This window comes from Gemmatimonas aurantiaca T-27, assembly GCF_000010305.1.
Taxonomy (GTDB): Bacteria; Gemmatimonadota; Gemmatimonadetes; order Gemmatimonadales; family Gemmatimonadaceae; genus Gemmatimonas; species Gemmatimonas aurantiaca.
On sequence record NC_012489.1, the window covers coordinates 870,882 to 887,196 of the forward strand.

The window sequence follows — 16,315 nt, forward strand, 5'->3', positions numbered from 1 at the left end:
GAAAAGGTGACGCGTTGCTCGTCAGCCACCGGTGCGCACGAGGCGCACACGGTCGGCGCCAAGCAGCGCGCGAAGATCCGAGAGAATTGCCGGTGATGCCGTGACCCTGAGTGACTTGGACCGGAAACGGACCACCTTGCCGTTGCCATCCAGCCACCGCACTTCCAGCGGAGCAGACCCTTCATGGGACTCCACCTTGGCACGGACATCATCCATCATCGCCGGCGATAGATCCAGGCTGACGCCCAGATCGATTGCCACCGCCACATCACCGCTGGCCCGCAGCTCCGCGAAGCGCGTGACCTCGTTCACGATGAAAGTAGCGCCTTCGACGTCCTGATCCTTCCTGGAGTAGCCACCCTTGAGCAGCAGTGGCACGTCGGGGCGCACACGTTCGGCAATCACCCCCCACGCTTCCGGAAACACCAGCACCTCAGAAGATCCGGAAAAATCCTCGACTGTCAACCGGGCGAACTCCGCTCCGGTGCGTTTGGAGATCTGTTTACGGATTGCCGTCACCACCACACCGATGGTCACCGGCTCTGCCGTCCAGGTACCGAGCTTCGCCACGGTGCTGGTGGCAAAGAGTTCGCACTCTGTTCGGTGTGGCTCGAGCGGATGGCCCGAGATGTAGAAGCCGAGCAGCTCCTTTTCCCGTTGCAGCCGCTCGCTTTCCGACCACATGGCGATGTTGGGAAGCATCTGCGGGGCGGCGTTGTTCCCTCCGCCATTGCCGGGGGCGTCGCCCATGAGGTCCCCAAACAGCGAGCCCTGTCCCCGTTCCGCTTCTTCCTGCTGCAAGGACGCTTCGCTGATGGCGTGGTCGAGCGCCCCCAGTAGCTGGGCGCGGTGTCCACCCAGCGTATCACAGGCACCCGCGGCCACGAGGGCTTCGAACACACGCTTGTTGCACAGGCGCAGGTCGACACGCCCGCACAGGTCATGCAGGGTGGGGAAGGCGCCTTCGGTGCGCGCCGCCAGCAGGGAATCGATCGCGCCCTTGCCCACGTTGCGAATGGCGCCGAGCCCGAAGCGGATGCGTTTGTCGCCGATGACCGTGAAGCGCCAGCCCGATTCATTCACATCGGGCGCCAGCACCTCGATACCCATTTCCCGGGCTTCGGCGATGTACTTGATCACTTCTTCCGTCTTCCCGATGTTCGACGACAGCAGTGCCGCCATGAACTCGGCCGGGTAGTGTGTCTTGAGGTACGCGGTGTGGTAGGCAACCACCGAGTACGCCACCGAGTGACTCTTGTTGAAGCCGTACCGCCCGAACGTTTCGATCTGTCCCGCGAGCTCTTCGATGATCTTCTTGCTGTAGCCGCGCGCGATCGCCTTCTCGGTGAACTTGCCGAGCTCCTTTTTGATGAGCTCCGCGTCCTTCTTGCCCACGGCCTTTCGCAGCACGTCGGCTTCGGCCAGCGAAATGCCGGCCAGCACCTGGGCAATACGCATCACCTGTTCCTGATAGGTGATGACGCCGTAGGTGTTGGAGAGGATGGGTTCGAGTTCGGGCAGCGCGTACACCGTGGGCTCTTCGCCGCGCTTGCGCCGGATGTACACGTTGTGCATGCCGGCATCGAGCGGGCCGGGACGTAGCAGCGCGTTCGAGGCGACCAAGTCGTCGAATCGGTCGCAGCGCATGCGCTTGAGCACGTCCGTGGCCAGTGGCGATTCGAACTGGAACACGCCGCCGGTACGGCCGGCACGCAACACCTGGTACGTTTTTTCGTCGGTGAAGCCGCGCTCTTCCAGCACCACGTCCTTGCCGAGTCGCTCCTTGATGTTGCGGAGCGTGTCGGTGATGACGGTGAGTGTGGTGAGGCCGAGGAAGTCCATCTTGAGCATGCCGGCCTTTTCGAGCGCCGTCATGTCGTACTGCGTGACGATCACCCGCTCGTCACCATCGCCGCCGGCTCCCTTGGAGGCCTGCGTGCAGATGGGGACGAACTCGTCGAGCGGACCCGGCGCGATCACCACGCCGGCGGCGTGCACACCGGTGTGCCGTGAGAGACCTTCGAGCTTGACCGCGAAGTCGAGCAACTGCCGGTAGCGTTCGTCGTTCTTGTAGAACGCCTTTACTTCCGGCACCTGCTCGATCGCTTCCTTGACGGTGAGCGAGAAGTTTGGTGCGTTCGGGATCAGCTTGGCCAGCGCGTCCGTTTCCGCTGGCGTGAAGCCCAAGGTGCGCCCCACATCCTTGATGGCGGCACGCGACTTCATGGTGCCGAACGTGACGATCTGCCCAACGCTGTCCTTGCCGTACTTCTGCCGCACGTACTCGATCACTTCCCCGCGCCGCTCGAAGCAGAAGTCCACGTCCACGTCGGGCATGGACACGCGTTCGGGGTTCAGGAAGCGTTCGAACAGCAGGTCGAATTCGAGCGGGCAGACGTCGGTGATGCGGGTCGCATAGGCGACCAGCGAGCCTGCCGCAGAACCGCGGCCCGGGCCAACCGGAATGCCACGATCACGCGCCGCCTTGATGAAATCGGCCGTGATCAGGAAGTAGCCGGCATACCCGGTCTTCGTGATGACGCCCAACTCGTAGTCGAGTCGCTCCTGCACATTGGCCGGCAGCGGATCGCCATAACGTTCCTTCGCACCGTCCGTGGCGATCTGCACGAGCATGTCGTTCTCGGTCGCCACCCCTTCGGGCAGCGGGAACGACGGCACGTAGTACTTCTTCGCGAACTGCACGTCCACCGCATCGGCGATGGCCAGCGTGTTCGTGAGCACGTCCTCACGACCCGGGAAAAACGTGCGGATCTCATCGGGGGCCTTGAAGTACAATCCATCGTCGTACTTCATGCGATCGCGGTCGTTGCGATCCTTGCCCAGGCCGATGCACAGCAGCACGTCGTGCGCGTCGTGATCCTCGTGCTTGAGGAAGTGCGCGTCGTTCGTGGCCACCACCGGCAGGCTCAACTCGTCAGCGAGCGACAGGATCTTCGCATTGAGGATCGCCTGTCCTTCGCTGGTGTGCGCCTGCACCTCGAGGTGATAGCGCCCCTTGAAGAGCTCCGCATACCACGCCGCGGCCTCCCGCGCCTGATCGACGCGGTCTTCCATGAGGTGTGACGCGACTTCACCAGCCAGGCAGGCCGACGAAACGATCAACCCTTCGGAATACTGGGCGAGCAGCTCACGGTCGATCCGGGGCTTCGTGTAGAAGCCTTCGGTGTATCCGAGGGAGGTGAGCTTGACGAGATTGCGGTAGCCCACGATGTCGCGGGCCAGCAGCACGAGGTGGTAGTACGGCTTGACCCCGGGGGCGGGACGCCCGCGCTGGCGGCGATCGCCTGGCGCGACATAGGCTTCCATCCCGAGGATGGGCTTGATGCCGGCCTTGCGCGCCTTTTCCTGGAACTCCCAGGCGGCGTGCATGTTACCGTGATCGGTGATCGCGAGCGCAGGCATCTCGAAGTGCTGCGCGCGTTTGATCAGATCATCGATACGATTCGCGCCGTCGAGGAGCGAATACTCGGAGTGGCAGTGCAGGTGGACGAACGACATGGATCCCGAATGATATCGCAGCAGGAGAACGGACGGCAGGACTTGTCAGGGACGGGACACACCACCTGGAGGCGCTGGGCTCGCCGCATCGCTGGCGCCCTGGTGGCATCCCTGGCGGTGCTGCTCACGCTCACCCCCATGGGATGTTACATCTCGCGCGCGGCGTACGAGGAGGCGCGCATCCTCGCCCGTCGACAGCCGATCGAACGCCTCGTGGTGCGCGACAACACCGAACCGGCCTTGCGCGCCAAGCTGGCGCTGGTGCTTGCGGCCCGGCAGTTCGCCATCGATTCGTTGGGCCTCGAGGCCAAGGAGAGTTTCACCACCTTCTCCCAGCTCGATCGCGATACGCTGGTGCTGGTCGTGTCGGCCGCCTACCGGGACCGCCTCAAGCTCAAGACGTGGTCCTTTCCCATCGTGGGCAGTTTCCCCTACAAGGGGTTCTTCGATTTTGCGGAAGCCCGGCGGACAGCGGCGGAACTGCGGGCCGAAGGGTTTGACGTGAGCATGGGACCATCCAGCGCCTTCAGTACACTGGGGTGGTTCAATGATCCCCTGGTGAGCACCACCGTGCGACAGGATTCGGTGACGCTGGTCAACACGGTGCTGCATGAGCTCCTGCACAATACCTACTTCGCCAAGGGCAAGGTGTCTTTCAACGAGTCCTTTGCCTCGTTTGTGGGCGGGCGGGGGGCCGAGCACTTCTTCCGGTCATTGGGCGACACCACCTTGCTGCGTCGCGCGCAGGACGATTGGCACGATGACCTCGTACTTGGCGCGTTCTGGGGCCGCACGGCGCTCCAGATCGACAGCATCTTCGCGTCATTGCCCGATTCGGCAACGGCCGACCGCATCACGGCGCGGGATTCCGTGTATGCACGCGCCCAGCGGCGTCTCGTCGATTCGGTGGGGCCGCAGCTCCGTGGCTACCCGCCGGGCTGGCCGCAGCGGGTAGTACTCGACAACGCGGTCTTGTTGGCACGCCGCGTGTATGCCGATGGCCTTGATCGGTTCGACTCGGTGTACGTGGCGTCGGGGGCCAATCTGAAGCTGGCGATAGACCGGATCATTGCGGCGCATCGGGATTCGGTGCAGCGGCAGGACCGGTGAACTGCCAACTGCTTCACCGCGGATGACACGGAAACGCGCGGAAACTACACGGATCAAACACTCTTTTGTTTCTGTATCCGTGTAGTTTCCGCGCGTTTCCGTGTCATCCGCGGCAAAGCTGTTCCTGGTGTAAGCGAACTACTGTGGTCTCTCTGGAAGCAGCACAAAACGCGCGCGGTTGGTTTCCATGAGGTAGCGCTTGGCGGCGGCCGCAAGTTTGTCCGCCGTGAGCGTGCCGATACGGGCTTCATCTTCAATCGGCCCATCGAGCGGGTCGCCGTTCTCGACGCGCCCTCGGATGGTGTTGAGCCAGTAGCCATTCTGCTTCTTGGCGACTTCGAGCTCTCGGCGCTGCTGTTCACGCACACGTTCCACTTCTGCGGCCGTTGGTGGTGTGCGGCGCAGTGAGTCGAGCTCCTGCTCAACGGCTTTGAACATCTGCTCCGCGTTGTCGGGCGCCGAGCCATAGCTGATGGCAATCTGCCATTCCTGACGTAGGCGACGCGAAAACGCCGTGCTCACCGAAACCGAGTAGGTGCCGCCGAGCGCCTCGCGCAGGCGATCGAGCAATCGCATTTCGAGCACTTCGCCGACTGAAGAAAGCAGGTAGGCTTCCTCACGCGACCAAGGCGCGGAGCCGGCCAGCAGCACGGCGGTCTGGCTCTGCGGCGCGATGCCCTTGCGCACGGTCTTGTCGATGACACCGGTGAATTGTTTGGGGCCGACATCGCGTGGCTCTTCCTTGCGGCCACTGGCCGGCAGTGCGCCCAGCCACTGTTCCACCAGCGGCTTGAGCGTGGCGGGATCGACATTGCCGACAAACAGGAACGTGAACTCACTCGCGTCGCCGAACCGGTCGCGATAGATGTTGAACATCTCACCCAGGTTGAGTTCACTCAGCATATCGATGGTGAGCGGACGAACACGAGGATGGCCACCGGCCAGCGTCACTTGCACCGTGTCGGAGAATACCGCACCAGGATTCGCGTCCTTGTTGCGCAGCGCGGTCTCGATGGGCGGCAACAGGGCCTGGAATGCGGCACTGTCCACCCGCGGCGCGGTCATGCGCAGCCACGTCAGTTGCAGCAGTGTCTCGAGGTCGCGTGGTGAGGCACGACCATTGAGACTTTCACTCAGATCGCCGATGCCAGTGTTCACCGACGCCACCTTGCCGGTGAGCTTCTTGGTCAGATCGATCAGCGAAAAGGCACCCACACCACCCCGTTCGATCACGGTGGGTGTCAGCGAGGTCTTGAAGACGTCCTTGTCGGCCACCAGACTCGCCCCGCCCGGGCTCCAGGCGCTCATCACGATCTGGTCGGCATTGAAGTCGGTGGGCTTCACCAGCACCCGCACGCCATTCGACAACGTCCAGTCGGTCACATCCAGCGACGCCACGGTGCGTTCGCTCACCACCTTGCCGGCCGCAGGCGGCGTGGGCACCAGGTCTTCATCGCTGACCGTTTCGACCCATGGCTTGATGTCGGCCGCCACCAGCGTGCCAAACACGCGACGCACTTCCGCTTCGGTGGGCACGGCGAGTCCATCCTTGTCCGGCACCGTCACGGTGACCACGCGGTTTGCCGCACCACTGCGTTGCTGCGCCAGCGCGTTCACTTCATCGAGCGTGACATTGGGCAGCAGCTTCTGCACGGCGGCGTATTCGAACGCGATACCCGGGATGCCGTCACCCACCAGGTAGTGGTTCACATACTCGTCGACGAATGCCCCAGAGGGGGATTTGTCACGCTCGGCATAGGCCCGTTCATAACCACGCAGCATGTTGGTGCGCGCTCGATCGAGCTCCGCGGCCAGAAAGCCGTGCCGCTGCACACGCTCGGCTTCCGTCAGAATGGCTTGCAACGACTCGATGACCTGTCCTTCGCGGGCATTGGCGTCGAGTGACGAGTAGGCACTGCCACGCACGAACGCGCCGCTGCTCGCTCCGGCGCCCACAAACGGTGCGTCGGCTTTGAGTGCGAGTTCGCGAAAGCGTTGGTTGATCATGCCATCGTACAATTCATCGAGCAGGCCGACCCGGAGATCGCCCACGGTGCGCGTTGCCTTTCCGGGGCGCTTCCAGAGTACGCCCACATTCGACGACGTGAGTTCCTTGTCGGTGGCAATGGTGACCAGCGTGGAGTCGTGTGCGGGCACCGTGGCAATGGTGCGAGGGCGCGGCGACGGACGACGCGGAATGCTGGCAAAGGTGGTACGGATCAGGCGCTCGAGGCGCGCGGGATCGACGTCACCCACAGCCACGACGGCCATCAGGTCGGGGCGGTACCAATCGCGCCAGAAGCGCTTGAGCGGCGCCGGTGTGGCACCTTCGATGATCTCGGGTTTGCCGATGGGCAGGCGTTCGGCGTATCGCGAACCGCGGAAAATCACAGGGAACTGCTTGTCGCGGAGTCGTTCGCCCACGCCGAGTCCATCGCGCCATTCGGCGAGCACCACACCACGCTCGGCGACCACTTCGGCGGAGTCGAATTTGATGCCACTCGCCACGTCGCCCAGGAAACGGAAACTGCGCTCGAGAATGCCGGCGCTGTCGGTGGGCACGGGCAGGATGTAGATGGTCTCGTCAAATCCCGTGTAGGCATTGAGATCGGCACCAAATCGCACGCCGATGGACTCGAGGTACTTCACGATGTCGTTCTTCGCGAAGTTGGTGGTGCCATTGAACGCCATGTGCTCCACGAAGTGCGCGAGGCCGCGCTGGTCTTCGTCTTCCAGGATCGAACCGGCATTCACCACCAGCCGCAACTCGGCCCGTTGCTCGGGCTTGGCGTTGCGGCGTACGTAGTACTTGATGCCATTGGGCAGCGTGCCCACGCGCACGGCAGGGTCTACCGGCAAGGCGGCCGTCAGCGCGAACGAATCGCGCGGGGCGGCCGGCTTGACGGGTGCTCTCTGCCCGACTGCGATGGCGGGTGTGATGACGAGAAGCGCGGCCGCGAGGGCAGTGGCCCGGTGCAGGAAGCGGTTCATTGGACGGACCTGGAAGGGACTGAAGGGTTCCTGCAGGCGCTGCGCGCGAAAACCGCAGGAACGGAAGGGATGGAAATGAAAAGCGCTGTTGGAGGCTCAAGCACCGAATCGTCCGCGTAACAGGGCGCGCAAATCAACCACGGGTTCGACGGGGGTGAGACCAAGCTCGCCACGCAGGGCGGGCGTGTCGGGCACATCGCCCAGCGTCACGCGCTGCATGGTGTTGCGTACACCGGGGTCGAGGAAGCGGGACAATTGTGTGTAGGAAAAATCGGCACCGGTGCGTGTGGCATAGCTGTGCAAGGGATACACCACGTACAGATCGTTGCGGGCCCGCGTGAGCGCCACGTACAGGAGACGACGCTCTTCCTCGATCTGTGCGTCATCCACAGCGGCACGGGCCATCGGAAACACGCCGTCCGACGCATGAATCACGAACACGGCGTCCCATTCCTTGCCCTTCGCGGAGTGCACGGTGGACAGAATGAGCGCATCGTCTTCATCGGTGCTGCCGATCGCGAGATCCTGCGTGCTGGATGGTGGCTCGAGTGCCAGCGCGGCGAGAAACTCGGTGCGATCGGTGTATCCGGCGGCGATGATCTCGAGCTGATCGAGATCGGCGAGACGCGGTGGGGCGTCGTCGTAGGTGGCGTTGAGCAGCGGGTCGTAGAGCTGCCGCACCAGACGAATGGTCTCTGACGGGCTGTGCGGACGGTCGGCCCGTTCCACGCGTCCCATACCGTCGAACAGTGCGGCCATGGCCAACAGGCCGGGCTTGGCACGTGCGGGAGCTTTCACCGCCCCAATGGCCATCGGTGCCCAGCCATGCTGGTTGAGCAACTCGATGGCATTGCGGGCGGTGGCATCACCCACACCGGGCAACAGCCGCAGCAGGCGATACCAACTCACTTCATCACGCGGGTTTTCGAGCAGGCGCACAAACGCGAGGATGTCCTTGATGTGCGCGGCTTCGAGAAATTTGAGGCCACCCCACTTCTCGTAGGGAATGCGCCGGTTGGACAACTCGATTTCGAGATCCGCCGACAGATAGCCGGCACGGAACAGCACGGCCATCTCCCGCAGTGGGGTGCCTTGTTCATGCAACTCCAGGAGGCGATCCACGACAAACGCGGTTTGCGCGGATTCATCACGTACGGTCACCAGCCACGGACGCTCGCCATCGGTGCGTGCCGTGAAGAGTTGCTTGGAGTAGCGCTCCATGCTGCGTGAGATCAGCACGTTGGTGCTGTCGAGGATGTGCGGCGTGGAGCGGTAGTTCTGCTCGAGCGTGACGATGCGCGTGCCGGGAAACTCGTGCGGGAAGTCCAGGATGTTGCGGATGGTCGCGCCGCGGAACGCGTAGATGCTTTGCGCATCGTCGCCGACCACCGTGATGTGCCCGTTGGTGCACAAGCCGCGCAGGATGCGGGACTGCAGCGGATTGGTGTCCTGGTATTCGTCGACGAGCACATGGTCGTACAACGCCCGGATCTGCTCGGCGATTGGTGGTGCCTGCTCGAGCAGGAGCGCCCACGACAGCAGCAGGTCGTCGTAGTCGAGCAGGTTGCGCTCACTCTTCCGGCGGATGTAGTCGCCGAAGCAGCGCTCGATGTCGCCCGTCCAGGCCAGGAAGTGCGGCCAAAGCTCGTTCAGCAGCTCCGCCACGGGGCGGTCGGTGTTGATGTGCCGCGAATAGATGGACACCAGTGTTTCGGCGCGTGGGAAACGTGGCGCCGACCGGGGGGCGTTCTTGAGGTCCCCGTAGCCGAGTGCGGATCGGGCGAGCCCCATCAGGTCGCCGGCATCGCTCTGGTCGAGGATGGTGAAGTCGGCGGGCAGGCCGGCAGAGGGGCCGAAACGGCGGAGCAGGCGGTGCGCGACGCCGTGGAAGGTGCCGCCCTGGACGGACTGCGAGGCGGGGCCGACGAGGCGCTCGCAGCGGGAGAGCATCTCCTGGGCGGACCTACGGGTGAAGGTCAGGAGGAGGATACGGTGGGGCGGGATGCCTCTTCTTATAAGAGCGGCGACCCGGTGGATCAGGGTGCGGGTTTTGCCGGAGCCGGCGCCCGCGACGATGAGCAGGGGGGCGTCGCCGTGGTTGGCGGCTTCCGCCTGGGCGGGGTTGAGGGCGGGCTCCGCAGGCTCGCTGAGAAGGGAAGGGGGGAGGTTCTGGGTGGTGAGGTGGATGCGGGGGGGCTCGGCCATGCGACGGAAACTACGGGGGAGGAGCGGGGGCTGGAACGACGGGGGCTGGAACGACGGGAGCTGGAACTACGGGAGCTGGGGCTACGGGAGCTGGAACGACGGGAGCTGGGACTACGGGAGCTGGGACTACGGGAGCTGGGACTACGGGAAATGAAACGGGGGGGCCGGGGGTGTGACGGGGGAGGGGGGAGGGGCGTCTTTACTTCCGTACTGGGCGCGGGGCGGGAATTGCGGCGTGCTCTTCCATAAGCCTGTTACTCGCTGCTGGAAGCTCAACGCTGGCATTTCCCACCCAATCTCCCTCTCCGGACTCCATCTCCCGTGTGCATAACTGGCCAAATCCCGGGTTTTGCCACAGAATGTGACGGTCCTTACAAGGCACTAGGGGTTCCGCAACTTGACCGTGTTGCGGGTCACCCCTAGTTTCTCGTCTTGCTATTGTCGCGAGGAGTGTGTGCGTCACCCTATCCCGGTGTGACGCCTGCACGATGTGCGGCAGTAGGGTAGGTGCAGTGTGCAGGGCTCATACTTGGCGGAGCTTGGACCGTCCGGTTGTGAGTGTCGTAACGTCGTCGAGCGGGTTCCCCGAGCGGCGGCGGGCAGGACTTAACGGGCATCGCGGAATTCGCATGACCATGAGCTCCCATCGGCCGCTCCCCGGTTCGAGTTCAGGTTCTCTGTGAAGGCACGTGGATGAGACGCGACCAGAGTGGTCGTTGTCTACACCAGCACGACGTTATCGCCGGATCACCCGACCCCGTCGATGGCAGCTACCTCCACTACCTCGCAAGAGGGGGATGAATGCAACTCTTTTCTCGGAAGCGGACACTCGCTGCCCTGAGTCTAGGTGCCCTCGTGGCACTTGGTGCTTGCGGCGACGATGTCCAACTGACGGAAGTTCCGCCAGTAGAAACGGTGACCATCACGCCGCCCAGCGCCAACATGAATGTTGGTGAGTCGCTGAACTTTGCGGTGACGATCACGGGCGGTAACGCGACCACGCCGCCGACCCTGACGAGCTGCACGTCGAGCAACGCGGCTGTTGCTACGGCGGCGGTGACGGGTTCGGCGTGCCGCGTGACGGCACTGACGGCTGGCAACATCACGGTGACGGCGCAGACCTCGGGCAACAAGGTTGCGGCGGCTTCGGTGACGGTGGCGGCTCCGGCCGCATCCATCAACACCCTGACGGTTTCGCCGAGCTCGTCGAGCCTGGCCGTGAACCAGACGGTGACGATCGTTCCGAACGTGAACAAGGCTGCGGCTTCGGTCGTGACCACGAACGCGTTCACGTCATCCAACACGGCCATCGCGACGGTTAGCGCGGCGGGTGTGGTGACGGCCGTGGCGCCTGGCGTCGCGACCATCACGGTGTCGGTGACGGGTACGGGCACGGGCTACACCACGACGGTCCTCACGGGCGCGTCGACGGTCACGGTCACGGCGCTGCCCTCGGGCATCACGGCGCTGAACGTGCAGCCGACCTCGCTGGTGATGGGCCTTGGCACGACGGCGCAGCTGTCGGCCGCGGTTCAGCAGCCGGCTGGTGCCGCCCAGGCGCAGATCACCTACGGCACGACGGTTCCGTCGATCGCCACGGTGAGCACGGGTGGTCTCGTGACGGCGGTGGCGCCGGGCACGGCGGTGATCACGGTGACGGCCACGTCGGCCGCCAACACGAACTTCGCCGCGTCGACGCTCACGCAGCAGGTTGCGGTGACGGTGTCGCCGTCGGCGAACGTGACGATCCAGACCATCACGCAGGGTCCGATCGCGACGTACTACTCGACGTCGTCGGGTGCGGAAGGCATCGTGACCTCGGCCAACGCCCAGGTCAACCAGCCGATCGACATCACGAACGTCCGTGACCAGATCCAGGTGGTGCTGAACCTCCAGCCGAACAGCCAGCGTGTTGACTCGGTGGTCGTGTTCATCGCCAACGCGGATGGCACGAACCGTCGTCCGGCAGCGCGTCAGCTCTACTCGAACGGCACGGCGAACCAGGGTGACATCACGTTGTTCGTGAACACCGCTGACTTCACGGCGAACTTCGAGACGGGCGCGGCCGACGTCTTCTACCCGAACGGCCAGAAGCTGGTTTCGGCCTCGGTGTTCACCACGCAGGGCACGACGGCGCTTGAGCAGCAGAACGCTGTGAACAACCGCCAGGTGTTGAACTTCAACAACCTCGACGGTTACGCGGCGCGCTACACCAGCCCGTCCCGCTCGGCCATTCACGCCACGAACAACCTGACGTACTGGGGTGGTCCGGGCGCTGAAGGCACTGGCTCGTACGCCATCGTCCCGGTCTTCTACACCCCGGGTCGCGTGGTGACGCGCATCGATATCGGCCTCCGCGAAGGCCTGAACGGCTCCTCGGCTATCTGCTCGCAGGCTGGCCAGCAGGATCGCACGCTCGCCCTTGGTGTTTCGAACGTCGACCCCATCCGCACGGGTGAAGGCACGAGCTTCGAGCGCTACACGGCGCTGCCGTTCAACGGCACGTACAACAGCGAAGTCGGTCGTATCACGGCCGCCACCGCGAACAGCTGGACGAACTACACGACGGCCGCGAACAAGGTCATCGAGTGCCGTGGTTATTCGGCTCCGGCGACGGACGCATCGAACTTCGTTGGCGTCGTTGCTGGTACGGACAACTACAACAACCCGGCGCCGGTCGTGACCCGCGTCGACGGTTACCGTTTCTCGGCGCAGGTTGCGCGTATCGTGGCGAACCGCCTCGACTACGCTGGCCCGTCGACGATCGAACCGGACATCCGTCGTACGGCTCCGGCCCAGTCGAACAACGTGAACAACGCAATCTGGACGGCTCCGGCCGTGACGGGTTGGGTGAACGCCGCGTTCAACTTCCAGTCGCAGACGGCGGCCTCGTCGGATAACGGCATTGGTCTCCCGGCGACGACGTCGCGCGCCTGGCGCTTCTTCGGTTGCGCTGCTGGCACGGGTGGCACCGCCGCGTCGATCGACACCGCCTCGGTGGCGATGCCGAACACGACGGGTGCGGACATCCCGGAATGCTCGAGCGACAACCAGGGTGGTTGGAACCCGGCCGCGACGGCCTCGGGTGACTACAACCTGAAGACCCGTGGACCGTACACGGTCGGCTACACGGAAACCGACGTGCTCGGCAACCCGAGCTTCTCGCCGCTCTCGCGTCGCCTCGGCGTCGACAAGACGGCTCCGCTCATCCGCTTCTCGACGGCCTCGGCCGCCGATACGGCGTGGGGCAACGTCACGCGCTCCGTGCAGGCTGAAGTGATCGACGAACGTGGTGGCTTCATCGACAACAACGACCTCGATGCCGTCCTCCGCGTGAACGCGAGCACCACGTACCTGCTGCAGCCGACGGCGTTTGGCTCGTTCCAGCATTTCGCGACGCGTGGTGCCTCGAGCGCGAACCCGCAGACGCTGGATCGTGCGAGCACGAACAACGTCAACTGCATCAACCCGAACAGCCTGACCGCGATGAACACCTCGCTGTCGAACCCGTTCGGTAACACCAACAGCACCGCCAACGGCGGCACGAACCCGATCACGAACCCGTCCTGCCCGTTCATCAACCAGGGCAACAACGGCGGATCGATCGGCATCTTCGGCGCGCTGGCTGACGGCTACCGTCAGGCGACGGCCGTGTCGTTCTCGAACCCCGGCATCTACGCCTACCGCGCTCGTGTGTTCGATCGCGCCGGCAACGTGTCGACGGTCCTGAACCGTGCAGTGGCTGTTGATGGCAACGCGATCCCGACGTTCGGCGACCTGAACGTGCCGTCGGTTATCGCTGCGGCTGCGGCTCCGGTGTTCGGCGCCCAGATCAGCGATGATGTGGAAGCGCGTGCGTTCAATCTCAGCCTGCTGTGGCCGACGATTGGTACCCGCTTCATCTACCCGCAGACGCTCCTGAACGCGCGCTTCAACGACGAAGTCGTGACGCCGTTCGCGGGCAACCTGTCGCTCCCGACTGGCGCTCCGTTCATCACGGCGCTGGAAACCACGACCGGCACGGTGCCGTCGTTCTCGGCGGCCCCGGCTGCGCTGAACAACATCACGAACATCCAGGGCACCGGATTCGACGTGAACAATGCGGCCTCGGCCGCCTACACGACGTCGTTCGGCGCGGTCTCGCTGACCAACCTGTCGTCCATCTCGGGCGTCAATGGCAACGCGACCACGAACAACTACGTCAGCTGGTCGGTGCTCAACACGCAGGCGTCGCTGCAGCCTGCCTTCCTGGCCCCCGCGGGTCTGAAGGCTCAGTTGACTGGCAACACCAACGTGCCGAACCCGCCGTTCAGCCGCGTCGAGTTCTTCCGCTTCAACGCTGGCACCGGTCTGTATGAGTTCATCGGTCAGGCGCTCGCCGCTGCCCAGTCGGATCAGGGCACGACGCGCTTCTGGACGTGGACGCTGACGACGGATGCCTACGCCAAGACCCCGACTGCGCTGGAAACGACGCAGCGTCAGGTCGCGGTGAATGATCAGATCATCGCCATCGGCGTCCGCGCCAACGGTGCTGGCCTGGCCACGAACCCGGCCGGCACGATCATCGGCGGCGAAGCGGTCAACATCTCCGTCACGGGCCTCCCGGCCGGTGCGACGGCGTCGGTCGTGATCAGCAACGGCCTCGGCTACCAGCAGACGGTGACCGGCCCGGGCACGTACGTTGTGCCGGCCGCTGGCACGTACTTCGTGACCGGCAACCAGGTCGTCCACAACAACCGCGCCTACGTGGTTGGCTCGGTGACCCCGTCCGGCACGGTGATCGTTGGCTCGAACAGCGTTGGTTCGGCCACCGTCAACTACGTCGACGCGACCACGTCGGTCTCGGTGACGGTCAACAACATCGTGGGTGGCGGCAGCGCGGCCTTCACGATCTCGGGTCCGAACGGCTTCTCGGCCAACCTGACGCAGGCCAACGGCACGCAGACGTATGTGGTCCCGGGTGCGGGCACGTACACGGTGACGCCGGCCAACGCGGGTGGTTCGATCGCCATCGGTGCGTACACGCACAACGTCCCGGCTGCGGTCGGTGGTCTGAACGTTGCGCTGCCGCCGGCCGCTGTGCCGAACGCTACGCTGAACTACGTGAACACCACGAACCACCTCCAGTGGAACGTGTCCGGTCTCCCGACCGGCGTGACGCTCCCGAGCGCTGCTGGCTGCGGCGTCGGTGCATTCGGCAACGGCAGCAACCACTTCACGGTTGCTGGCAATGCGAACTGCACGCTCGCGAACAACACGCTGTACCACGCGCCGACGAACACCTTCTACACCACGACGTTCGCCAACCCGTACGCGGCCAACACGGCGGCGGTCGGCTTGGGCACGAACGGCGCTCCGGCGTACAGCGTTTTCTACGCCGCAGCACCGGCGCAGATCACGGTGAACGCGGTGTCGGTGGGTGGCGGTGCGAACAACCTGCCGAACGGCATTCCGTTCACGGTTCGCCTCACCAGCTCGGTCTTCGCGGCCGAGGGTGGCTTCCGTGACTACCCGGGTGTGACGGGCACTGCCCTGAACATCCCGGCGCCGGCCGGCACGTACAACGTCTCGATCCCGCTCCGTCTGACGGTTGGCACGCAGACGTGGGACATCGTGACGCCGAACACGGCTGCTGGTGTCAAGTTCACCGGCACCAATTCGACGACCGCTGCGGTTCGTAACGCCAGCGCGACGAACGCCGTTGTTCAGAACATCATCATCTCGGGCGCCCCGGCTGCGGTCGGCGACATCCAGGCGGTGGTGAACTTCATCTACACGGGCCCGATCGGTACCCCGTGATGATTGAAGCGGTGGCCGCTTCGGCGGCCACCGGCTAACAAAGAGTTGGGGAGGCGTCCTTCGGGCGCCTCCCCTTTCTCTTGCTCCCGCATTCTTGTTGCAAGAACAGGAACATGCGCACTACGCAGGCGTATCTTGGGGCACTATATTGGAAGGCTGCATGCGCGGTTCATCCGCGCATCTGCACCAACCATCCCGTCTACGACCGTCGTTACCTGACTATATGAAGACTGCTTTTGTCCGTTCGTTCGCTGTGATCACCGTCGTCGGCACATTCAGTGTGCTGGCGGCCTGCGGCCCGTCAGACCTGGTTGGCAAGGAAAAGCTCGGCTCTGTCAAAGAAGGGATGACCTTCGCCCAGGTCGACTCGGTCATCGGCAAGGGGCCCCTCGATCCCATGCAGCCGGGCGATTCGCTGCGCCTGCACAATGGCTTTCGCACCCAGATCTTCCTGATCCAGGGGCAGCAATACACGGTGGTCTGGTACCGGGACACGCCGGGCAGCATTGAAGACGGGATCTCACGCCAGACCGAGACCCCGCTACTGTTTCAGGGCAATATGGTTCTTGCCAAGGGCTGGTCGGACTTCGATGCCAAGGCTGAGGAGCTGAACATTCCGAATCCATACCGCGCCAAGGAGCGCCTGGACTCGATCTCGGAGTCACAAACCAAGCGCTAAGGACGCTGAAGA

6 protein-coding genes are annotated in these 16,315 nt (G+C 64.2%); 3 read left to right on the top strand and 3 right to left on the bottom strand.

What is annotated here, in order from left to right:
* Positions 1–21: 21 nt before the first annotated feature.
* On the bottom strand, positions 22–3,519 hold the full coding sequence (dnaE, locus tag GAU_RS03775; protein ID WP_012682226.1) for a DNA polymerase III subunit alpha: 3,498 nt from the start codon (positions 3,517–3,519) through the stop codon (positions 22–24).
* Positions 3,520–3,528: 9 nt separating this feature from the next.
* On the opposite strand from dnaE, the gene GAU_RS20375 reads away from it, so the two are divergent.
* On the top strand, positions 3,529–4,629 hold the full coding sequence (locus tag GAU_RS20375; RefSeq protein WP_012682227.1) for an aminopeptidase: 1,101 nt from the start codon (positions 3,529–3,531) through the stop codon (positions 4,627–4,629).
* A gap of 138 nt (positions 4,630–4,767) precedes the next feature.
* Here GAU_RS20375 and GAU_RS03785 read toward each other — a convergent pair whose 3' ends face one another.
* Positions 4,768–7,620, bottom strand: coding sequence for a M16 family metallopeptidase (locus GAU_RS03785; RefSeq protein WP_012682228.1), 2,853 nt, complete (start codon positions 7,618–7,620; stop codon positions 4,768–4,770).
* 96 nt (positions 7,621–7,716) lie between these two features.
* Positions 7,717–9,825 (bottom strand): ATP-dependent helicase, encoded by a 2,109-nt coding sequence (locus tag GAU_RS03790; protein WP_012682229.1) that lies wholly within the window; start codon positions 9,823–9,825, stop codon positions 7,717–7,719.
* Between the two features lie 855 nt (positions 9,826–10,680).
* Here GAU_RS03790 and GAU_RS03795 point away from each other — a divergent pair.
* Complete coding sequence (locus GAU_RS03795; RefSeq protein ID WP_169307580.1) at positions 10,681–15,624, top strand: Ig-like domain-containing protein; 4,944 nt, start codon at positions 10,681–10,683, stop codon at positions 15,622–15,624.
* Between the two features lie 223 nt (positions 15,625–15,847).
* Complete coding sequence (locus tag GAU_RS03800) at positions 15,848–16,303, top strand: hypothetical protein (RefSeq protein WP_012682231.1); 456 nt, start codon at positions 15,848–15,850, stop codon at positions 16,301–16,303.
* Positions 16,304–16,315: the final 12 nt, after the last annotated feature.